This is a genomic window from Rhodocytophaga rosea (genome assembly GCF_010119975.1).
GTDB classification, from domain to species: Bacteria; Bacteroidota; Bacteroidia; order Cytophagales; family 172606-1; genus Rhodocytophaga; species Rhodocytophaga rosea.
The window spans coordinates 7,580,374-7,600,200 of record NZ_CP048222.1; the positions used below are offsets into that span (position 1 = coordinate 7,580,374).

The 19,827-nt window shown below is 38.8% G+C and carries 23 protein-coding genes; 11 read left to right on the top strand and 12 right to left on the bottom strand.

What is annotated here, in order from left to right; genetic code table 11:
- Positions 1–319 precede the first annotated feature (319 nt).
- The 4 genes from GXP67_RS31080 to GXP67_RS31095 all read right to left on the bottom strand — a co-directional run bounded on the left by GXP67_RS31080 (position 320) and on the right by GXP67_RS31095 (position 3,628).
- Complete coding sequence (locus GXP67_RS31080; protein WP_162446738.1) at positions 320–799, bottom strand: hypothetical protein; 480 nt, start codon at positions 797–799, stop codon at positions 320–322.
- 179 nt (positions 800–978) lie between these two features.
- Positions 979–1,938: a serine hydrolase domain-containing protein gene (locus GXP67_RS31085; protein ID WP_197901593.1), complete on the bottom strand. Its 960-nt coding sequence runs from the start codon at positions 1,936–1,938 to the stop codon at positions 979–981.
- A gap of 275 nt (positions 1,939–2,213) precedes the next feature.
- Positions 2,214–2,618 carry an SRPBCC family protein gene (locus GXP67_RS31090; RefSeq protein WP_162446739.1) on the bottom strand — a complete coding sequence of 135 codons (405 nt, stop codon included), beginning with the start codon at positions 2,616–2,618 and terminating at the stop codon, positions 2,214–2,216.
- A gap of 590 nt (positions 2,619–3,208) precedes the next feature.
- Positions 3,209–3,628, bottom strand: a complete 420-nt coding sequence (locus GXP67_RS31095) for a hypothetical protein (RefSeq protein WP_162446740.1) — start codon at positions 3,626–3,628, stop codon at positions 3,209–3,211.
- Between the two features lie 477 nt (positions 3,629–4,105).
- On the opposite strand from GXP67_RS31095, the gene GXP67_RS31100 reads away from it, so the two are divergent.
- The 3 genes from GXP67_RS31100 (at position 4,106) to GXP67_RS31110 (ending at position 6,255) form a co-directional block, all read left to right on the top strand.
- The gene (locus GXP67_RS31100) at positions 4,106–4,666 is read left to right on the top strand and encodes an HAD hydrolase-like protein (RefSeq protein ID WP_162446741.1); all 561 of its coding nucleotides are present in this window, start codon (positions 4,106–4,108) and stop codon (positions 4,664–4,666) included.
- 105 nt (positions 4,667–4,771) lie between these two features.
- Positions 4,772–5,014 (top strand): ester cyclase, encoded by a 243-nt coding sequence (locus tag GXP67_RS38410; RefSeq protein ID WP_394351949.1) that lies wholly within the window; start codon positions 4,772–4,774, stop codon positions 5,012–5,014.
- Between the two features lie 302 nt (positions 5,015–5,316).
- The gene (locus tag GXP67_RS31110; protein WP_162446743.1) at positions 5,317–6,255 is read left to right on the top strand and encodes an NAD-dependent epimerase/dehydratase family protein; all 939 of its coding nucleotides are present in this window, start codon (positions 5,317–5,319) and stop codon (positions 6,253–6,255) included.
- Between the two features lie 223 nt (positions 6,256–6,478).
- On the opposite strand, the gene GXP67_RS38415 is transcribed toward GXP67_RS31110, so the two are convergent.
- Positions 6,479–6,706: a LytR/AlgR family response regulator transcription factor gene (locus tag GXP67_RS38415; protein WP_162448117.1), complete on the bottom strand. Its 228-nt coding sequence runs from the start codon at positions 6,704–6,706 to the stop codon at positions 6,479–6,481.
- Positions 6,707–6,721: 15 nt separating this feature from the next.
- Positions 6,722–7,177, bottom strand: coding sequence for a LytR/AlgR family response regulator transcription factor (locus GXP67_RS31120; RefSeq protein WP_162446744.1), 456 nt, complete (start codon positions 7,175–7,177; stop codon positions 6,722–6,724).
- 346 nt (positions 7,178–7,523) lie between these two features.
- Between GXP67_RS31120 and GXP67_RS31125 the strand changes: the two genes are divergently transcribed.
- Positions 7,524–8,672, top strand: coding sequence for an APC family permease (locus GXP67_RS31125; RefSeq protein WP_162446745.1), 1,149 nt, complete (start codon positions 7,524–7,526; stop codon positions 8,670–8,672).
- Between the two features lie 192 nt (positions 8,673–8,864).
- Entirely contained in the window at positions 8,865–9,500 is a 636-nt protein-coding gene (locus GXP67_RS31130; RefSeq protein WP_162446746.1) for a DUF2306 domain-containing protein, read from the top strand.
- A 90-nt stretch (positions 9,501–9,590) separates the two neighbouring features.
- On the opposite strand, the gene GXP67_RS31135 is transcribed toward GXP67_RS31130, so the two are convergent.
- From GXP67_RS31135 to GXP67_RS31145, 3 genes are read right to left on the bottom strand one after another with little or no spacing between them, the layout of a single operon-like run.
- Positions 9,591–9,761: a hypothetical protein gene (locus GXP67_RS31135; protein ID WP_162442230.1), complete on the bottom strand. Its 171-nt coding sequence runs from the start codon at positions 9,759–9,761 to the stop codon at positions 9,591–9,593.
- A 28-nt stretch (positions 9,762–9,789) separates the two neighbouring features.
- The gene (locus GXP67_RS31140) at positions 9,790–10,962 is read right to left on the bottom strand and encodes an IS91 family transposase (protein WP_162442229.1); all 1,173 of its coding nucleotides are present in this window, start codon (positions 10,960–10,962) and stop codon (positions 9,790–9,792) included.
- Positions 10,959–11,873: a tyrosine-type recombinase/integrase gene (locus GXP67_RS31145; RefSeq protein ID WP_162446747.1), complete on the bottom strand. Its 915-nt coding sequence runs from the start codon at positions 11,871–11,873 to the stop codon at positions 10,959–10,961. Before GXP67_RS31145 ends, GXP67_RS31140 begins: the two co-directional genes overlap by 4 nt.
- A 344-nt stretch (positions 11,874–12,217) precedes the next feature.
- Between GXP67_RS31145 and GXP67_RS31150 the strand changes: the two genes are divergently transcribed.
- Positions 12,218–12,514, top strand: coding sequence for a TfoX/Sxy family protein (locus GXP67_RS31150; RefSeq protein WP_162446748.1), 297 nt, complete (start codon positions 12,218–12,220; stop codon positions 12,512–12,514).
- A gap of 160 nt (positions 12,515–12,674) precedes the next feature.
- Positions 12,675–13,580 (top strand): amidohydrolase family protein, encoded by a 906-nt coding sequence (locus GXP67_RS31155; protein ID WP_162446749.1) that lies wholly within the window; start codon positions 12,675–12,677, stop codon positions 13,578–13,580.
- Between the two features lie 391 nt (positions 13,581–13,971).
- Here the strand turns inward: GXP67_RS31155 and GXP67_RS31160 are convergent, their stop codons facing one another.
- Together GXP67_RS31160 and GXP67_RS31165 are read right to left on the bottom strand one after the other, a co-directional pair.
- Complete coding sequence (locus GXP67_RS31160) at positions 13,972–14,442, bottom strand: hypothetical protein (protein WP_197901594.1); 471 nt, start codon at positions 14,440–14,442, stop codon at positions 13,972–13,974.
- 151 nt (positions 14,443–14,593) lie between these two features.
- The gene (locus tag GXP67_RS31165) at positions 14,594–15,265 is read right to left on the bottom strand and encodes a hypothetical protein (protein WP_162446750.1); all 672 of its coding nucleotides are present in this window, start codon (positions 15,263–15,265) and stop codon (positions 14,594–14,596) included.
- Between the two features lie 338 nt (positions 15,266–15,603).
- Between GXP67_RS31165 and GXP67_RS31170 the strand changes: the two genes are divergently transcribed.
- The 3 genes from GXP67_RS31170 to GXP67_RS31180 all read left to right on the top strand — a co-directional run bounded on the left by GXP67_RS31170 (position 15,604) and on the right by GXP67_RS31180 (position 16,327).
- Positions 15,604–15,837, top strand: a complete 234-nt coding sequence (locus GXP67_RS31170; RefSeq protein WP_162446751.1) for an adenine nucleotide alpha hydrolase family protein — start codon at positions 15,604–15,606, stop codon at positions 15,835–15,837.
- Positions 15,838–15,876: 39 nt separating this feature from the next.
- Positions 15,877–16,095 carry a hypothetical protein gene (locus GXP67_RS31175; protein WP_162446752.1) on the top strand — a complete coding sequence of 73 codons (219 nt, stop codon included), beginning with the start codon at positions 15,877–15,879 and terminating at the stop codon, positions 16,093–16,095.
- A gap of 70 nt (positions 16,096–16,165) precedes the next feature.
- Positions 16,166–16,327 carry a hypothetical protein gene (locus tag GXP67_RS31180; protein ID WP_162446753.1) on the top strand — a complete coding sequence of 54 codons (162 nt, stop codon included), beginning with the start codon at positions 16,166–16,168 and terminating at the stop codon, positions 16,325–16,327.
- A gap of 165 nt (positions 16,328–16,492) precedes the next feature.
- Here the strand turns inward: GXP67_RS31180 and GXP67_RS31185 are convergent, their stop codons facing one another.
- A complete protein-coding gene (locus GXP67_RS31185) occupies positions 16,493–18,241 on the bottom strand; it encodes an SWIM zinc finger family protein (RefSeq protein WP_162446754.1) in 1,749 nt (582 codons plus the stop codon).
- Between the two features lie 419 nt (positions 18,242–18,660).
- Here GXP67_RS31185 and GXP67_RS31190 point away from each other — a divergent pair, with 419 nt between their 5' ends.
- Positions 18,661–19,605, top strand: a complete 945-nt coding sequence (locus GXP67_RS31190) for a ketopantoate reductase family protein (protein WP_162446755.1) — start codon at positions 18,661–18,663, stop codon at positions 19,603–19,605.
- The last annotated feature ends 222 nt before the right edge of the window (positions 19,606–19,827 follow it).

A 19,827-nucleotide genomic window follows, 5' to 3' on the forward strand; every position in this document is an offset into this window, starting at 1 on the left:
TGTGTCGACAGGATGTGTAACATAGATTCAAAAGAAAGTATGATTTCTGGCTCAAAAATGGAGTGTAAAAAAGAGCGCAGTTTAAGAAACCTATCTCAACAGTTTCTTGAAAGGGGGGAGTTAACTTAACGATCCTTTTCCTAAAACATAGGAAATTGGATGCACCGTTTACCCTCTTTCCATTCTCTATTATTTTAGGGAAACTTCAATATTTTGTATGATAGGGACAGGAGTTTGCTTGGCAGGTAATCCTCAAATTCTTTTATCATTACTATTTTGGTTTAAAAACTGCTTTAACCTACTTTTAGAGAGATAGATTTTAGTGGCCATGTCCTTGTTGTTTCTTATTTATCATTTTTGATAAAAGCAAATCTGCTCCCTTTATCACAAATTTAGTATCATATCTATTGAGACTATCGGGTAAGATTACATGGGTATACCCACTATCGGATACTTCTTTATATACATGTATCATCTGATAATCATACATCACCTGATTGCCTTCTTGCCGTGTTCCTTTTGGCACAAATACATACTCATCGCCTGCTGATTGCACAAACGCCTCATTAGGCAAAGCAAATTTGCTTTCTTGTTTACCTAAATTACGCTTCTGCAAGAAGCCAGTCACAATAGCTGCACTTTGAATTTGCTCTTGGGTGAGTTCCACCATTCCTAAGGCTTCTTCTTGTTTTTTTGCTGTGTCTTGACTTGTTTCTTTTGTGCTTTCTTTAGCTTCACTACAGGAGAATAGAATCCCTGTAAGTACTATAAAATGTATATAAATGAGTGTATTTTTCATTGTAAGATTTTTTGTTATCGATGGCAGTGGTCTTCTCCGGCTATAGGTTGACAAAATAGCCCATTATTATATCTTTTAAAAGAATAGGGCAAGATGGAAAAGGATTATAGTTATAAAATATACCCCTTTCAATTAACCAGATAAACTAGGAAGGTTAAATATTAATAACAGGGTAATTATCATTGAATAAGAGTACTGTTCATCACTATGTCTTTTATTTTTATTTCAAAATAGTAATGCAGGCTGCTATCCTCACTGTATAGATTTTCTAACACAATCAGATCTACCCCTTTTTGAGGAAAATATATTTTAATGGATACAAAACCTAACCCTTTTCCTGAATGTCCGATGTAGGAAATGGGGGTTTCGTCGCTAATGCGAACCCCATAGCCATATCCAATGTTTTCATTGCCAAACGCCTCATGGGCTGAAGTTATAGAATAACTAGTCATGAGTTTGTAGGTTTCCGGTTTTAAAATTTTTCCATTGTGAAGGTTGGTATCCCCTCTGTTTAAGTCTTCTAGGTTTGAAATGATACCTCCGGCAGCCGTAAAGTCAGTCCTTTCTTTCGGGGTGGGTAGCACATCAGCTATGCGAACCTGGGTTACTTTCAAGGCAGTTGATCCTAGATACCCTTTCACTAATCTATGCTGGTTTTTGTCTTCCTGATCGCAAAAGCTATTTTTCATTTTTAGTTCTTTAAACAAATCAGTAGCTGCCTGGATATAGGTTTTTCCTGTCACTTTTTCTACTATGTTCCCAAGCAGGGTGTAAGCGATCACACTATATAAAAAGTCTGTTCCGGGTTTAAAAACCAAGGGTTTGTTTATATCCTCTACACCTGCTGAAAAGTTGAGCAGTTGATGAACCGTTACGGTGTCTGCCCAGCTCTGGGGTAGATCCGGCAAGTATTTCCTTATCGGACTGTGAAGATCTATGTTGCCCTTCTCAACTTCTCTCAAGATTAATACAGCCGTAATTTGTTTGCTATTGGACTGAATCCGGAAGTTGTCTTGTAGGGTCAATGCTCTGTTGTGCTCAACATCTGCATAGCCATAAGCCTTTGCATATTTTGTTTGCCCATGTTGAGTAATGAGAATTACACCATTAAAACTTCTTGGACTTGTGGCTTGGATCAAACTGTCGATTTTAGCAGAATAGTCGTCTTTTAGCTGAGCGTAATTATATCTACATGAGAGTAATAAAAAAGGAAGGCTAACAATCTCAACAGTTGTTTCATCAGAATGGTCTTTATGTTAATGTTGTGGCTTACTGTATTCCCCATAACCCTTTAGCTTAATTCATATAGCAATTTTGATAAGTAATACGATGATAAATATAGGTAAAGGGCAGGAGTACTACCCACGAATCGGTTAATAGTATCTTCTGTTCAGGGTCGAATTGAAGGCCTATGTTATGGGAGTAGTTCAATGTTGTTAAATAAGAGTCTATGCTGCTTTTTGAAAATACTTTCCATAATCGATTGAAGGGGCAAAGGTGATTGAAAGTGAATTGTCTCTTCAACAATACAAAAGGCTTTATCCTCTTTTATAATAAAGTTCATTTCAATGTTGGTCAATCTCATAACGGTTGCACGAATGGTTATAGTTTTCTCCACCCGGTTGCTTTCAACAGTGACAGGATAGGTAAAGGAAATAGGGATAAAACCAATTTTTAAAGTTTCATACACTAAATAGGTGTTATTTTCAATGGGGTTAATCTTAGTAATTACAGGATGGACCGAAACAAATTTTTGCATATCGGTTAAGTAGTCAAAAATGATATTGGCAGGCTTATTTATGATAAAGCTAAGTTTCATCTTTGTTTTTCTACCTTAGTTGTGATCCTTATCGACATGGTATTAACTTTTAGATTAGGTCAATATAACATTTCTAAGAGATTGATACAATTAAAACCATTATTATAACATTTGTGGGTAAGTGGGTAACTCTCGCCGGACAATGGGTAATCAGAGTGATCCATCTTATCCACAAACAGGCAGCCAGAGCACTAAGCGCTAATAAGGAACTAAATACCAATTAAATTATTTAGATGATCATTGGGGCAGCAAGCTAAGTTTCAAGAAAGGGGCAATTATTTTTAACCATCCCTTTACTAAACCTCTAAACTTTGAATCAGCTTTATTTCCATTCTCCACTTCTGCGAGGAAGACCATTTAGAGTTTCAACAGAAAATGAGCACGGCGAAAAGAATAACATATTTAGACCATTCTGGAGCTTTTACAAGAAAATGAGAATATTTTACCGTTTTGGATGGGTGAAGTATAGTTGTGAGAGGTTACCAAAAATAAAAAGGCCACCTAATCTGGATGGCCTTTTCTATTGAAATGCCTGGAGTTATTTTTTTTGCCAACCATTCCAAGAACTATCTCTATTGGTAACTGAAAGTTTAAAGAAGGGTTAACACACGCACTCCATTGAGAGTTTTGATACTCATTTTCTTTGTATAGATCTCTTGCTTACTTTCTACTTCTATCTGATACTCCCCTACAGGTAAATTGTACATATCATATTTACGGGCATAGGTTTTACTATTTACCACTTCTCTATGTAAAACAGTGGTAGAAGATTTTAACTTAATGGTGAGTTTTCCTTCCATCTGGCTTTCTACATGAAGACCTACACTAAATTTATTGTCTCCGGATTGAACAACAATAGCGGCAAGGTTAGTAGCAGATGTAGGAGTTGATTTTGGGGAATTAGTTACTGATTTAGGAGTAAAATTAGAGGCAAGTGCTTGAGCAGGCGAGTCAATTTTAGTAATGGTTAAACTTACAATAATGTTAACAAGGAGTAGTAACGTTTTCATCTTTTAAGCATTTTACAGTTAATAACTTACACGCCTGTGAAGGTAACTTTAGGCTGTTACATACCATAAAATTATTCTTTTTACAAACATATCTTGGGATGGCTGTCTTCCCAAACCTATATGTAGTTATAGTTAGATACAAGTGGACAAACAACTAAGAGAATAAATTTATAAGTTAACATAACTCCCCTTTTTTATTCCCATCAACAGTAAAATTGGATAAAAGGGAAAGTTGATCGTATCCCTTAATTTTCCCTCTCGTCCATTTGTTCAGTTTTAAGAAAGGGGAGGTTATTTTAACTATCCCTTTCCTGAAACTTCATTAGCTCTGATACTATTTCATGCTTGTTTGCCTTATGGTTTGTATTTTAATATTGTACTATGTGGAAATACCTACAAATTGATATAAGTTTATAGCTATTTATAAAACTTTAGTTTGGCAAACAATTATCACACAAGACAAGAGTGGAAACAAAGATGAAGCAGTATATACTCTTTGACTTTGATGGCACCCTGGTGGATTCCAGACAATCTGCTCTCACTATATTTAATCAACTAGCAGACAAATACCACTTCAAACATATTCTGCCTGAAGACATCGAACCATTAAGGAAACTATCCCTCCTCCAGCGATGCCGCTTTTTGAAATTGCCTATTTATAAAATTCCTTTTATTGTTAGAGAAGCTCGCCTATTGTACAGGTCTCATCTGCAAAACATTTGTCTTTTTGAAGGAATTAAACCTATGCTGGAAGAATTGACAAAAAGACACTTTACTCTGGCTGTCCTTTCTTCCAACTCCGAATCCAACATCCAGACAATCTTGCAAAAGAACCATATTGACACCATTGACTCTATCATTGCCGGTTCCACTTTATTTAGTAAACAAACCCTGATTAAGAAATTTATAAAAGTTAATAAACTCCATCCCTCACAACTGATCTATGTTGGCGATGAACTTAGGGACGTGATTGCCTGTAAAAAGAGTGGTGTCCCCATTATATGGGTAAGCTGGGCTATGATGCAGTGGAAGCTGTAACAACAGCTGGTACAGACTATATGATAAATAATCCGGAAGAGATTTTGTCCATTGTGGAGACCCACTACAGAAGGCCCTAGTTAGATAGGAAAGTGAAATGAGGTAATGCTTATTTTTTTGGTAAACCAACTTGTAGTGTCAGACTCCTGTTTTCAGATAGAAGACAAGAAGAATAGTACTAGTGATTTAGTTTCAGCAAAGGGGTCATTTAATGGACTTGACTCTACAGGAAAGAAAGTTACCATCTATGAAACTTCTATTTACAGAATAGCAAACGGTAAAATAGTGGAGCAATGGGGTTTTCCTGACGCATTAGGTTTGAGCCATCAACTTGAACCGAAAAAATAATAATTGACGAACAGAAAAACGGCATACAACATTGGTATTGCCAATAGTTGGGCTCGACATTGGAACAATCAGCAGCGGTAATTCTGTTGTACTGCGGTTCGGGGCTTGACGAACAAAGCCAAACTTTAATTCTTATTATTTAACTTTAGCAAAAAGCCAGGCAGCGGTTCCGGCGGACGAATTTTCAAACCCCCAACCATCGGCAATACCTGTTCGTTGGCTGCAATCCGTTTTGGACACACCATTATTCAAAATAACAGAATAGAAAAACAATTTTCCAGACAATTAAAAACACAACTAAAATGAAAAAAGTAGGAATTATTGGTGGTTCAGGCTTTATTGGAAGCTATAACACTAAAAAGTTTTTGGACGAAGGATTTAAAGTAAAAGTATCTACAACAGATATTTTAAAAAAGGACAAATATCAGCATCTACTCACCTTTAAAAATTCTGAGAATTTAGAGATAGTTCAACTTGATGTTCAAAATAAACAGGAGCTTGTTGATTTTTTGCAAGATTGTGAAATAGTAATTCATGGAGGAACACCATTTCAATTAGATGTTAAAGATTTAAGGACAGAATTGTTCGACCCAACAATCAAGGGAACTGAAAATTTTCTTGAAGCCGTTTTAAAAACATCTGGAATTGAAAAAGTTGTTTTTATTGCATCTGTTGCAGCTTACAATACAAATTTTCCACTCTTGCCAGACGGCAAAACTGAAGGAGAACAGGTTACTGAAACCGATGTGCCTTTTATGAGTGAACAGGGACATCCCTACGCACAAGCAAAGTTTATTGCCAATCAAACAGTCAACAAATTCATTGCGGACAACCCTAATTTGAGCTTTGAAATTACTTCTGTTTCGCCAGTTGGTGTCATGGGAAAATCTTTGTCTGACAGGCAAGACTCTACTTCAACAGGTATTCAATATCTTTTTCAAAATAAAATTGCCCCAAATCCATTTATACAAATGCTTTATGATATGGATGTCTTGTGGGCATTGGTAGATGTAGAAGATGTTGCCGAAGGTATTTATAAGGCAGCTACAACCAAAAATATACATGGAAAAAACTACTTATTGACAAGTGAAAGTTACAGGGTATCAGATATTTCATTACTGCTTAATAATCAAAGCCCATTGGGAAAATCTAAAGTAGTTTACAGTAACGATTTAGCAAAAAAAGACTTGGGACTAAACTTTAGACCTGCAGATGTTCCTTTGAATAGTTACTCTTCCTAAGTTCGTGGAGTACGGCTGCAGCCAACATGGGTATTGCTGCAAGTGTGGCTGGACGTCGAAATCTTCGGCTGTAGTTCGCAATCAGCAGCGATTTCGGCGGACGGAACTCTGTTGGGCTTTTAGTTTTTATCTTGTACTTTTATTTCTTTATTGGGCAGCGGTTCCGGGCTGGACGTTCAATGAATTCCACACCTGAAGCAATACCTGTCCGTTGTAAGGCATTTTACACGCAACTAAAAAACCATGTTTTAGCTTGAGTTTCCTTTCGTCTTGATATGGGTATTTCATTTCCATTTTTTAAAACAAAATGACCCTCTATTAATGCCTTAATATGGTATCTGTTTACGAGATAGGAACGATGGCTTCTGAAAAAACTTTTATCACTCAAAATGTCTTCTAAGTAAGCTAGATTTTTAGAAGATAATTCTTGTGAACCATTTGATAAGTGAATAGTACTGTAATTACGCTATCCTTTAATAGTTGTAATTTGTTTTAATGGTAGTCTTAAAGTGCCATTTTGCTGAGGTAATACCAATTTTTGATTTTCTACAGATTGCACTTCAAGATTAGCCAGGGCATTCCTGACTTCGATACTATTAGTTGATGATTTAAGCAGACGTTTGATAGTTTCATCCAATTCGCTTTCATCAATTGGCTTAACCAAATAGTCTAAAGCATTAAATCTGAAAGCTTTGATTGCATAGTGGCTGTGAGCAGTGGTAAATACAGTTTGGAAATTGATGTTCTCTAACTGTTGAAGAAGTTCAAACCCCGTCATGTCAGGTAATTCAATATCGAGAAAAACGACATTTGGTTTTACAGATGTAATCAGGGAGATGGCCTCTTTACCTGTTTTTGCAATGTCAGTAACAGTAATTCTGCTTGCATATTGTTTTAGCATATCTTGGAAAACCGTTGCCATAAAGAAATTGTCTCGGACAGGACGGAATTCTGTTGGGTCTTTAATTGTTAACTTGTACTTTGATTTCTTTATTGGGCTTCAGTTCCGGGCTGAACAAATAACTATGCCCTGCCTGCACAAAGCCCTGATCGTTGTGCGTCAAGCTTTGGCAACCCCAATTTAAAAATGGTTAGCGAAATATAAAAAATATGACTCCAGTTTCAGCAAAAGAAAACCTTAAACGAGAAATCGGAGTTCGGTCGCTCACATTGGCAATTATCAACCAAACAATAGGTACTGGCATTTTTGTTATTCCTGCACTTATTGCTGTAAATCTCGGAGCAGCAGCTGTGATAACTTATTTCGTTTGCGGGCTCTGATATTCTTAATTGCCTTGTGCTTTGCTGAATTAGGCAGCAAAACAACTGCAAGCGGAGGAGTTTATGAATACATTGGAACCGCATTTGGTCCTTATGCAGGGTTTTTAGCCAATAACATCTATTGGTTTGGGGCAAGTGTGATTTCAGATGCAGCAATAGCTAATGCATTAGCTGATACATTAAGATATTTCTTTCCTTCACTTAATAATGAAATCTTTAGAATAGGCTTCTTTGTTTTAATCTTTGGCGGAATTGCACTCCTCAATATTCGAAGTGTAAAAAACGGAGTTCGTTTCATTGAGTTCACAGCATTTGGAAAACTTATTCCGTTACTGGTTCTGGTAATTGCGGGAGCAAGTTTTATCTCAAGCGAAAATTTAAACTGGACTATCACTCCCACTATCAGCAACGTAGGTTCAGCATCTCTGCTCTTGTTTTTCGCCTTTATGGGATTTGAAACACCACTTAGCAACGGTGGCGAGATGAAGAATCCAAAGAGAACCGTACCGTTAGGGATATTTTTAGGTATTGCCAGTGTGTTAATCATTTACCTGGCTATTCAATTGGTTACACAGGGCGTACTTGGAGGAACAATTGAAGCACATCAAGATGCACCATTAGCCGCAGTAGCAGGCATTGTTTTTAGTAAAAGTGGAATAGTATTGATAACTGCTGCTATAGCTATGTCTATGCTTGGTGCCCTCGGTGGTGAAATTTTATCAGTGCCTCGTATACTCTTTGCAGGTGCAAGAGATGGCTTGATGCCCAAAGTACTATCCAAAATACATCAACGATTTTCAACTCCGTATATCGCAATTTTGTTCTATGCTTCATTAGGACTTTTGTTTGCAATTTTCGGCGCTTTCAAGCAGCTTGCTATCATTGCAAGTGCGTCTTCGCTTATTATTTATCTCGGAGCTGTACTTGCAACTTTAAAACTTAGGAAAATTGATTCCTTAACATCTGTCAAAACTTTTAAAGTTCCTGGAGGTATTATTATTCCAATGCTTGCTATATGTGTTATTTTATGGCTTCTATCTAATTTATCGAAACAAGAACAAATTGGAGTTCTTGTTTTTATTCTTGCTTTTTCTCTCATTTACCTATTGACAAAACTTTTAAAGAAGAAGAGTTGATTTTACATGCTCATAATCCACACAATAGCACGAACGCACAACATTGTGTTTATGAAATTGTTGCTGGACGGTAAGCATTCGGCTATAAATCATTATTTTGTTTTTGTGGTTAATTGAAGCTAACGTTTTTCAATTACCACAACTTCATAAACACTAAACGTTGGTGGCAATTTATACAAACTTTAAAATAACATGGGGAAATCAAATTTACTGCTCAAAATCACACCTAAATCTCTCCTTTTATATTCAACAATCTTATTGCTCGTTTTATTAGCCGGAAAATTTATTTTAAGAGATGCATTACCCTTATATGCATTTGACAAAAAAACACTAAGCTACTTTTGGGACCATAGGTGGCCGTTAATTGGACATATCTCTGGAGGCATAATAGCATTAGCCATTGGACCTTTTCAATTTTGGGAATCGTTTAGAAATAGATTTATGGAAGTCCATCGATGGCTAGGCAGAATGTATCTATTAGCTATCCTGATTGGTTCTGTAGCCGGAACTTACTTAGCATGGACAACCGCTTTAGAACTTAATTTTTCATTTGCTCTTGGTATGCAAATATTAGCTATCGTATGGTTTACAACAGCTGCTATGGCTTATATATGGGTGGTAAGAAAACGAATAACACAACATAAAGAATGGATGATACGTAGTTATATTGTAACCTTTGCTTTCGTTATTTTTAGGTGGCTGGCCGATTTGCAAATTATGCATGACTTGATGAGCAAATCTGCCGAGAGAGCACCAACAATTACCTGGCTCTGCTGGACAATTCCGCTGTTTATAACCGAAGTGATATTAAGTTGGAAAAAGAAATAACTGCCACCAACATATAAGGGTTCATGGGGTGGTCTTAACCCACCATGAACCCTGTGTTGCACGAAACCGGGTGGTTTAACCTGCCCTTATTTATGGGGAATCAATCCATAGAGAAGAAGCTTCCGGGTGAAGCGGTAGTACACTAAAAGAAGATAGTGTAAAAAAAGGAAGAGAAAAGATCTCACTATTTGTAAACTGAGCAGCCATGTTGGCTCCAAGTAAGGTGGCTATATTCCAACGGGCAATAACTTTCCCGGCCACTTTTTTGAGTGGCTTTTTTTAGCCTTCTTTAGGCAGTTTTCAAGTGTAAAGCTACTGATAGCAAGTAAGCTGCCTCGGGTGGCGAGCGGGCCGCTTGAAAACGCAGAATTTCTCTCATGCGGCCTTTGCTGCAGCAAGGACATAGCTCTACATCATAGCCTAAGCGTTCTTTGCAGATGCTTTTCCAGTCCACAGCTATCTTGTCTGGAGTAGTCACCCTCAAATCTTGTCTGGCTAGTGCTAAATCATGGGATTTTGCTTTGGAAGACAAAATGCCATAGTGGCGGATGCGTACAAATTTTAGGGGAAGAATGTGCAAAGAAAACCTTCGGATGAACTCATCAGCCTCTAAAAACATGGTTTTCTTTTTAGCCTCTTGCCGGTAATCTTTGTAAGCGAAGCTCACCTTGCCATCACTTATACTTTGGAGACGGTGATTAGAGATAGCTACTTTATGGGTATATCTGCCCAGGTATTCAATTACCTGGGCAGGACCCAAGAAAGGCCTTTTACAGTATACCACCCAGTCTTTGGCAAATAACTCTTTCCATAGCCCATTATCCACCTGTGCTTTATTAGCAGAAAGAAAGCTTCTCAGTAGTGAGACATAGCGAGCACGGAACACTTTACTGAGTGCTTTGACCGGGAAAAGATATTTACCTGTACTTCTGGCCTTTTTCCAGTGGCCACTCCCAGAGATCCCTCCACCCGGCACAATACAATGCAGATGTGGATGCAGTGAGAGGTTCTGCCCCCAGGTGTGCAGAATGGAGATCATACCTGTTTTAGCACCCAGATGCTTGGGATTATTGGCAAAGCTGTTGATCGTAGACCAGGCTGCCTTGAAGAGCAAAGCGTAGAGTTCTTGGGGATACTGCAGGCACAATAGATTAAGGGAGTGAGGCAAGGTGAAGACCACATGAAAGTAGCTGACCGGTAACAGGTCTGCCTCCCTTTGCATAATCCACTTTTCACGATTGGTAGTCTGACACTTAGGGCAGTGTCTGTTGCGGCAGCTGTTGTAGCTAATACGCAGGTAGCCACAACTATCACAGGCATCTATATGGCCGCCTAGTCTGGCAGTACGGCAATGCTCAATCGCCTTTAGGGTGGAGAACTTGTGAGCAGAGACTGCATGCGTGGCCATAAACTCATGTAAGTGAGCCGACAGTATATGGGCTAACTCTAGGGCAGGCTTCATGCCTCCTTTGTATAGAGGGTATCCAGGGGAGAGAAAGGAGCTTTTCTGCCAAGTCCTGCCATGTGCAGATACACAAGGGTGGTTTCCAGGAAGCTATGGCCTAAAAGTTCTTTGATGGAGACAATATCCAATCCATCTTCTAGCAGATGGGTGGCATAGGAATGGCGCAGGGTATGTACACAGATGCCTTTCTTTTTGATGCCCGCTTTACTAACTGCATCCTGCATGAGCCATTGCACGCCTTTGCGGCTGAGCTGCGAGCCATATTCTTTGCCATTGAACAGATAATGATGAGGTTTGCAGGCAGACAGGTAAGTGAGCAGTCCTCTTTTCATTAAGGAAGACAGGGGTACATAGCGGTCTTTTCTTCCTTTGCTTTGGCGAATGTGAATCTGCATGCGGTCAAAGTCAACATCTGAGATCTCAAGCCGGCATACTTCCTGCATTCTCAGTCCGGCAGAGTAGATCAAGGCTAGCAGCACCCGGTGCTTTAACAGACGGGGTGCTTTGAGCAGAGCTTTGACTTCCTGCTTACTGAGGACCGCTGGCAGTTTGTGATCTCTAGGGATGGAAGGTAGGCGGATAGCCCGGTCATCTCTGCCGGTAAGCCGGTAGAGCAGGCGCAGGCCATAGACAGCATGTTTGAAAGAGCTTTTAGAAGGCTTGTTCGTTTTCTTCTGCAGCATCCACAGGTAATCTCTGACCTGATCTTCGTCTAGTTCGGTAGGCAACTGATTGTAGTAGAGAGCAATCTGAGCCATGTGGCGGGAGTAGTTTTTTAGCGTGCTCAGACTTCTGCCAGACAGGGAGATATCCCTTTCCAGCTTGTTGTAAAGGAGAGAAAATCCGCTTACCTTCAGGCAAGCCTGTTGGATAAAAGTAGGGTGGGTGTTAGTGTTTGGTGTTGACATAGTGGTAAGAGTTTGGTGAAACATACTCCTATAACTATTCCCACCTACCAACAGGCTACCGTAGGTTTAGTGCAACAAAAAGTATTGAAGCAATTGGGGCTTGACGGAAGTACAATAGGCGGTTTTGCAAAGACAAACTTCAGTCCGGGCAGGACAAAAACTTTGAACAGCAACACTTAACTTCAACAAAACAATTTCAATCAACAGCGGTACCGGGCAGACGGAGTACTAATATCCCAACTGCGTTAATACTCGGTCGTTAGCTGTAACCCAAGACACAACACGCACTTACTAAACGACTAATTAATGCCTTCCGACCAAAATTTTGTGGACTTTGTCTTGGAATGGAACAAATCAAAAATGCAGGAGAAATAAGCGCTAAAAAAATGTTTGGCGAATACGGTATTTACTCTGACGGAAAATTATTCGGACTGATTTGTGATAATAAATTATTTATAAAACCAACCAATTCGGGACGGGAATTTATAGGTAATGTAATCGAAGTATCTCCATACGAAGGAGCAAAACCAAGTTTTTTAATAGAAGACAAAATTGAGGACAGTGATTGGCTAAGTGGGCTAATCAGAATTTCAGTCAAAGAATTACCACCATCAAAAAAGAAAAATAAAGTCCGAAATTGAAGTGCTACAGCTAACAACAGTTTTATGCAATAGTGGCTGTAGGAATAAATTTAAACGCAATATCTTTATTGGGCTTTAGCAGGATAGTAGACATCAGAGCAATGAATGCCGCTACTATATAAAGCTGAGAACCGTTAGTCAGAATTATAAAGCGATACCAATGACAAAAATTGCAATATTATTTACGACTCTACTTCTATGGTTTTCGTACGGACAATCTCAAACAAAAGTCATTGATATGCACATTCATTCTTACACAAGCAGCGACTTCGGTGAACGAGAACAGGCTACCGATTTTTATGGAAATAAAGGTGCTATTAATGCAGATATACATCTAAAAGAGACCTTTGCTGCATTTAAAAAAAACAGAATTGTAAAGGCTGTAGTAAGCGGTAATCCTCTAAGTGTAGAAAACTGGAGCAAGAGAGATAGTAACAATATTGTTATTAAAGGAATTTTGATGTTTTCGGCAGACGATTATGGTATGGACAGTGTTAAGTTTGAACAAATGGTCAAGGAGAAAAGAATTGAAATATTTGGCGAAATAGCACCTTATTACATAGGCAATACCCTGAATGACTTCAGTTGGCAACCTTATTTACGCATTTGTGAAAAATATGATATACCAGTAGCCATACACAGTGCAGGCGGTGACCCTGGTGGTACATATTCATGGGCACCTAAAGCAAGACTCTCAACAAGTGACCCTTTTTTGATAGAAGAGGTGTTGGTGAAATATCCTAAACTCAGAATTTATCTCATGCACTCAGGAGAAAGCTATTATGAAAATGCACTTAGGCTGATGGCATATTATCCGCAACTTTATTCAGATTTAGGTGTGTTGCTATGGGTAGAGCCAATGGACCAGCGTTACGCCACATTGTTTTTAAAAGCGGCTAAGGAATCAGGGTATTTACACAAAGTTATGTTTGGTTCAGACCAAATGACGTGGCCGTATGCTATTGAAAAATCAATTAAGTTTTTAAATAGCTTGACATTTCTTACTAAGCAGGACAAGCAAGATATACTCTATAATAATGCAGCTAAGTTTTTAAAGCTAAAATAATAACTGTGCCTAACATATAAGGGTTCATGGGGTGGTCTTAACCGATCCTGAACCTACAGGTTGTACAGAACTTGGGTAGCGCTATATTTGGTATCCCCCTAAAAGTGGAGTATTAAATAGGAGTAGATTTAGAATCTATATCTTTTGTCAAAAATATAAGCGCTGTTAAATTAACCTCCCCTTTCTTGAAACTGCGATTACCAACTTTGGTATAGCGTGTCTGTTCTTAACTTAGTGTCTATTTTATTGAAGGAAGACCACTTTTTCCCTCCAGTCTAATGCAGCAGGTTCAAAATAGTGGATTGTAGATAAATGATAACAAACACCTGGAAACTAGCATGTTTAAAAAGCCCGAACTGAGTCGGGCTTGTACAAATACGTTATCGAATATCTAATTAGCTTTTTCGAATATGGTCTTCCAGGAACGCTCTTCATCATCTAAGGTTGATTTTGCATTGGCCTGAACAGAAATAGACTTGCCATCATGACTCAACTTCCAAACTTCTGTTACGTAAAAAAATGCTTGTTTCTGAGTGGCCATCATCAGGTGTACAGTTGAGTTGACAGTCATCGTTTGTCCATCAGCAGACAACTTTACGGTAAACTTCTTTCCTCTTTCCCGGCCTTGATTAATTTGGCTTTCTTTACCGTCGAAGGTGAGTTTCTCCTGGCTTGTAGCGGGCGCTGCAAGAGGGGAAGGGTTTGGTATTTCTATGATTAGAAAATCTGCCTGCTGTGCTATTTTCATTGTTTTAGAGCGCATACGATCCTCCGCTTCATATACGCAAACAATATTTCCACCCATACTGATCGACTCTTTGGATTTCCATTCGCCAGAAAAGTTAGCGCGATTGGCGGCCATACTTGTTAGTCCCTGGGACGTGTTTATGTCTTTAGTTTCGGACTTAACAGTATGAGTTGGTAGGTGGGTTTTGTTTTGTTCTTTCCAGGCAGTGCAAAAAACAAGCATTAAGAACAAAGCATATACGTGTGCGTATTTCATAATTTATTAATTACTTAAGATTTAGATTAATACTTCCACAATGAATTTCTTTCTCTTTCATTAATGAGTGTGCTGGTGTGCTGTCGAGTCGTGAAATTCTATAAAAAAGATTTTGCCCCTTTATACTTAGTCCTGTTCGAATTGGACCAGCTACTCCTTTATCAAAGAGAATTACAATATAAAAACCACTCGATTCTTTTGGATTAATAGTCCGTTTCAATGACGACGGTTTATCAATACTATTATCTAAAAAAGAGTCTAAATCTGTCAACCCATAATTATACAAAGGTTCTTTATCAACGGCCATTGTATGGGGAAGAACTAATATTTTAAAGTATTTACCAGGTAAAGAGGAAACCTCATATGATTCTACAGGAAAGTTAATCTTCAATTCTAGGGGATTATCTGTTTCATTGATTAATCGAGTCCAAAATATAACTTTAAAATATTCCTTCTCATTAGGGTCAGTGTAACCGTCACCTCTTGAAAAGCTGTTTTGTATGATCAGGCTTTTACCTTTAGAATCAGTATATTCATATTTGGTGTCTATACCCCGTGGAGTGGATAGGTCTTTGGTTTCGGACTTGATATTATCTTTAGGTAGGTCTTTTTTGCCTTGTTCTTTACAGGAAGCGCAAAAAACAAACATCAATAAAGAACAAATGTGCAGGAGTTTAGTCATTTCTCCTTTTGTTTTCAAGGATTCGAGCAAAGTTAAATGTTTTTGTGCCCAGCTTTGGTTAAGGACTTGTAAAATAATGTTAACAAAACGTAAAAGTTGTTTTGAATAAGATAGAAAGCCATGCCTGAAGCGAAAGGGGCAGCTTTGGGCAAGAATATTTCACCATTAAAGGGATTTACATAGAATTGTTGATTTATTAGCAACATTTTTGTATATTTATCTACAAACAGGCAAGCAAGATCCTTGTTTTATCCATAGCTGCTCTCTGATTATTTTCCCTTTTGCCCCTATAATTAAGAAAAAAAATAAGGAGGGCCTTTATCCCTAAAAAGCTGGAGTTGCTTTCTCTACCCATTGCTTATCAGACAAGCAATACATTCAACGAATATGCCGAAATCACTGTACTTTCCTTTGGTGGCGGGCAGGACTCCACTTGCATTTTATATAAGATCATCTATGATCCGGCTTTTAGAGCAAGATTCGTACGGGGTCATTTGGTTGTCATCATGTCTGATACGGGCGATGAACACCGCTATACCTATGATTACTCTGGCCACATTAAGCAGGTATGAGTTAAGGCAGGAATTGAGTTTTATCTGATCACAGCTGATATGAACTTTCATACCGAAAGCTGGCAATCCCTTCGCCATCAGATGAGGACAAATTCCACAATTTTTGGAATGGAGCCTATACTGACGTTAGTCGTAGCTCCAGCTTTTGCCCGCAAAGGTTCCTGTACGGATAATTTAAAGATCAAACCCATCTACCGGTTTTTGGCCGATTATATCCACCGGCGCTACAACTTTGCAGGGATTGGCTATTACCCTTAAAGACAAGTGGGGAGATTTTAACAATGCCGACACGTTTAATTATTTTGCTCTCTGATATGGAAAGATCAATATGCTTATTGGCATTGCAAGAAAGGAAGAAGGCCGGGTAAGTAACACAGCAGGAACCTGCTGGCAGCAGCGCAGCATCACAAAAGTGTATCCTTTGATTGAGATTGGCTATGACCGCTCAGATTGCCAGGCATATATCCGGCAGGTAAATAAAAATATATAGTTAAATTATATACCCCTTTCAATTAACTTAAATTAATGAACATTGCTCACCATAACCCGAAATAAGTATTTGGCTTCTAAGGTATTTTGACCTTGCCAATGACTAGAATTAAGATGGGCATTATCTGTTCATCAACATTTTCTATTCTGGCTGTAGGGCTGGAGCTTAATTACTCAAAACTTTGTTCAACTCCTCGAGCATGGCAGGGCGGCGGGGAAATTGCTCTTTGAGATTTTGGGCAATTGCTTTGATTTTATCTTTCCCTTTCGGAATATCTTTCATCACCCGTATCATTTTCCTGGCCAAATCTGCATATGCGCTGCGGCCATCTGCTTTCTGTCCGTACTTCTCGAACGCAGGCAGGTACATTTGTAATAATTCATCCGGATAATGAGGAGCCAGATAGGTATGAAACTGTAACACTGTTTCCAGCCCGTTTTCTTTTTGCACCAGTGCAAGCAACCTCTCCCAGTACCCTTCCTGAATATAGATGGGAGCAAGGATCTGTAGCAAGGGCGGATGAAGCGGGTGCCAGAATTTGTTTTTATCGTTTGCCCATTTGTCTGTTACCCATTTGATGGTATCGCTGATGTATTTTTCTATGACCTGCTTCCATTCCTGTTGATTGTATGTTGCTTTCCATTGTTTATAATACTCCAGAGTAAATCCCCTGTCAAAAGCAAAATGCCTGGTATAGTGCCTGATAGTGTCAGTGTCTTTTTCCAGATAGGCAATACGTAAAAGTTCGCGCTCCCAGGCAGCTACCGTTCCCGGATGGTCTTTACCCTGGGCTATAGTAATCCCCTCCCCAATCAGCTTTTTGGCCGCTATATAATCTTTCTTCTCAATGGCTTTGTTTACTTCACCCTGCCGCACTTCTACTATATCTAAGTTCTGCTGCACCATTTTTTGAGCTTCTCCACTCTTGCCGGTTGCCTCCAGAAACTCAATCTTCAGTGTGCGGAGTGTATCTCTGCGGTAGTCATCATAACGGCCGGTGAGTTGCAGGATTTGTGCATCTATAAATTGCAAAAATTTATTGCTTTTATTCAGCCCAATAGCCAGGCTCTGAAAAATATCCAGCATCTGGTAACCAAAGTCTCCGTAATCAAAATAAATTTTGTTGTTAAGTTCTTCTTTCAGGAAATCAAACATCTGTTCTTTCAATTCTATAGCCGCTTTTTCTGCCTCAGCCACGCTGCCCATAAGTTCTACTGCGCTAAAAATGGTTCCGCCTAAATTGCCCGCCGAGTCATCAGACTGTGTAATGGCCTCCATCATGGCTTTCAGCACTACCCGGCTTACGGTAAAGGCGTCTTTAAAATTATTTTTACTGATAAACTCAGAGCCACTCCCCAGCAACTTGTCTACTTCTCTTGCCAAAGTGAATGAAGCACGGTAGTCTATGAAGCCCCGGTTGCTATGCTTGCGGATCATTTTACTAATCAGGTCTACGTATTTTTTGGCTACATCTATGCGTTCGTCTTTTGAGGCAAAGTATAGTTCAAATTCCGTTTTAAAGTCTTTATGTTTCTGGGCATAAGTGCGGATAAAATCCTGGTATTCTTTGGCAGTGATGCTTTGCAGCAGGTTTTCAAAAATATTTTTTCCGGACTTTTTTTCTTTCCGCTTGCTTTTCATTGTAGGCATCTGCTCCCGTAGTGCGAAAAACACCGCTACTGTATGTTTGCAGGTTTCGCCATCATAAGGGCAATCGCAGAAATAGTCGGTGATTTCATTGCCCTTTTTGAGGGTAAGCTCTACCTGATAGGTTTGGGAACCTTCTACTTCCGCCTGCCAGGTATCTTCCCCGGTTTCTTCCAGAGACACTACTGCCTGGTTTTGATAATACTGCTTTCCTCTTTGCAGAATGGCAGAGGAAATATGTGTTTCAAAATTCTCTAATGTCAGCATAGTTTATGTAATCAGTCTGGTGCTTGCTAAATTAGCGACATGAATGAAAGGCAAAATAAGTTCTTTAATATTTTTACCTGAAGCAGAAACACAAAATCCAAACTATTGCTCATATTTTAGCTAAAGTCAGTGGATTTTTGGCTTTTACTTTTCACCAGTAAATTGTCAGGCCCCTTACTGTTCGCACAGAGTTTAAGAAGTCAAAAAATATTTAATTCATGCTAGAATGGCTTGCCTATTAGTTACTCCAAAGGGGGAGTTGGTAAAACTGAACTCAGATCTAACTTTGGCCCGTATTAATCAAAGGTAAATATCGAATGGAAAAAAATACATGGTCAACACTTTTTAGGATGGGTCACCCAATGAGGAAAACATCTCTGTGAGAGTTGTAGCTTTGTCTCGATAAAATAACAAATGAAATGGATGGTAAAAAAATAACCATAATTGGCCTGGGAGGAGTGGGAGGCTATTTTGGATTCAAACTCGCCTATCAGTATAAAAATAATCCCACTGTTAAAATTACCTTCGTTGCCAGGGGAGAAACCTATGCGAGAGTAAAAGCAGAAGGGTTTACTCTGCTTTCCCCTGAGCATGTAGACCCGGTTGTTAGACCTGCTACTATTGTTAATGACCTAGCACAACTCCCGGAGTCAGACCTAATCCTCATTTCTGTAAAAGAATATGACCTGGAACAGGTTTGCCTGCAAATAAAGGAAAAAATAAAGGCGGATACATTACTGCTGCCCTTAATGAACGGGGTGGATATCTATGAAAGAATGAGAAAGATAATCACTACCGGTGTAGTTTTTCCGGCTTGTGTGTATGTAGCCTCTCATATAAAGGAAAAAGGAGTAGTGGAACACAAAGGAAATAGGGGAAAAATCATTCTAGGCAAGGACCCTCAGAAAAAAAGTAGGGAGCCTGCATGGGTGGTGGATGTATTAAAAGAGAGTGGAGTGGATACAATCTATAAAGAGAATGCCATTACCGATATATGGACCAAGTTTTTCTTTATTGCCAGCTTCGGATTAGTATCGGCAAGGTACAACAAACCGATTGGTCAGGTACATAAAGAACCTGAGCCTAGAGCAAGAGTTAGGGCGATCATGGGTGAAATACAACAAATTGCAGTAAACAAAGGAATTACTATCCCTAAAAACATTATTGAACTTACCTTTGAAAAAGCCTCAACTTTTCCATACACTACACCCACCTCCTTGCAGCTTGATGTGCATACGAATAAAGCCCATACTGAATTAGAATTATTTGCCGGATCGATTATAAACTATGGAGGGCAGTTGAACTTTCCAGTAAGAGAAACCGAAAAAATTTATGCAGAAATACTGCAACTTTATGTCAACTAAAACTATCAGGGATTGCGATGGAAAGAAACCCTTACGAGTAACTGTTAAGGGATAACTGTATTATTGAGAATCACTAATAAATAAGACAAAGGAGTTATATACTTTTGAATCTTTGTTGAAGTTGTTGAAATAATAAATCCCTTTGTGGAGAAGATTTAATCCATTTCTTTATGAAATCTATTTTCCATTTATTATAAACGTCGCGAGCCTTTTCTTCATTGT

What these genes read in the sequence shown, in the direction of transcription:
- GXP67_RS31180 (WP_162446753.1), top strand. Translation starts at nt 16,166, where the DNA reads ATGCTTATTGGCATTGCAAGAAAGGAAGAAGGCCGGGTAAGTAACACA.
- GXP67_RS31160 (WP_197901594.1), bottom strand. Translation starts at nt 14,442, where the DNA reads ATGGCCGCCAATCGCGCTAACTTTTCTGGCGAATGGAAATCCAAAGAG.
- GXP67_RS31150 (WP_162446748.1), top strand. Translation starts at nt 12,218, where the DNA reads ATGGAACAAATCAAAAATGCAGGAGAAATAAGCGCTAAAAAAATGTTT.
- GXP67_RS31100 (WP_162446741.1), top strand. Translation starts at nt 4,106, where the DNA reads ATGAAGCAGTATATACTCTTTGACTTTGATGGCACCCTGGTGGATTCC.
- GXP67_RS31145 (WP_162446747.1), bottom strand. Translation starts at nt 11,873, where the DNA reads ATGTCAACACCAAACACTAACACCCACCCTACTTTTATCCAACAGGCT.
- GXP67_RS31140 (WP_162442229.1), bottom strand. Translation starts at nt 10,962, where the DNA reads ATGAAGCCTGCCCTAGAGTTAGCCCATATACTGTCGGCTCACTTACAT.
- GXP67_RS31110 (WP_162446743.1), top strand. Translation starts at nt 5,317, where the DNA reads ATGAAAAAAGTAGGAATTATTGGTGGTTCAGGCTTTATTGGAAGCTAT.
- GXP67_RS31095 (WP_162446740.1), bottom strand. Translation starts at nt 3,628, where the DNA reads ATGAAAACGTTACTACTCCTTGTTAACATTATTGTAAGTTTAACCATT.
- GXP67_RS31155 (WP_162446749.1), top strand. Translation starts at nt 12,675, where the DNA reads ATGACAAAAATTGCAATATTATTTACGACTCTACTTCTATGGTTTTCG.
- GXP67_RS31120 (WP_162446744.1), bottom strand. Translation starts at nt 7,177, where the DNA reads ATGGCAACGGTTTTCCAAGATATGCTAAAACAATATGCAAGCAGAATT.
- GXP67_RS31090 (WP_162446739.1), bottom strand. Translation starts at nt 2,618, where the DNA reads ATGAAACTTAGCTTTATCATAAATAAGCCTGCCAATATCATTTTTGAC.
- GXP67_RS31190 (WP_162446755.1), top strand. Translation starts at nt 18,661, where the DNA reads ATGGATGGTAAAAAAATAACCATAATTGGCCTGGGAGGAGTGGGAGGC.
- GXP67_RS31080 (WP_162446738.1), bottom strand. Translation starts at nt 799, where the DNA reads ATGAAAAATACACTCATTTATATACATTTTATAGTACTTACAGGGATT.
- GXP67_RS31185 (WP_162446754.1), bottom strand. Translation starts at nt 18,241, where the DNA reads ATGCTGACATTAGAGAATTTTGAAACACATATTTCCTCTGCCATTCTG.
- GXP67_RS31165 (WP_162446750.1), bottom strand. Translation starts at nt 15,265, where the DNA reads ATGACTAAACTCCTGCACATTTGTTCTTTATTGATGTTTGTTTTTTGC.
- GXP67_RS31175 (WP_162446752.1), top strand. Translation starts at nt 15,877, where the DNA reads ATGAACTTTCATACCGAAAGCTGGCAATCCCTTCGCCATCAGATGAGG.
- GXP67_RS31130 (WP_162446746.1), top strand. Translation starts at nt 8,865, where the DNA reads ATGGGGAAATCAAATTTACTGCTCAAAATCACACCTAAATCTCTCCTT.
- GXP67_RS38410 (WP_394351949.1), top strand. Translation starts at nt 4,772, where the DNA reads ATGCTTATTTTTTTGGTAAACCAACTTGTAGTGTCAGACTCCTGTTTT.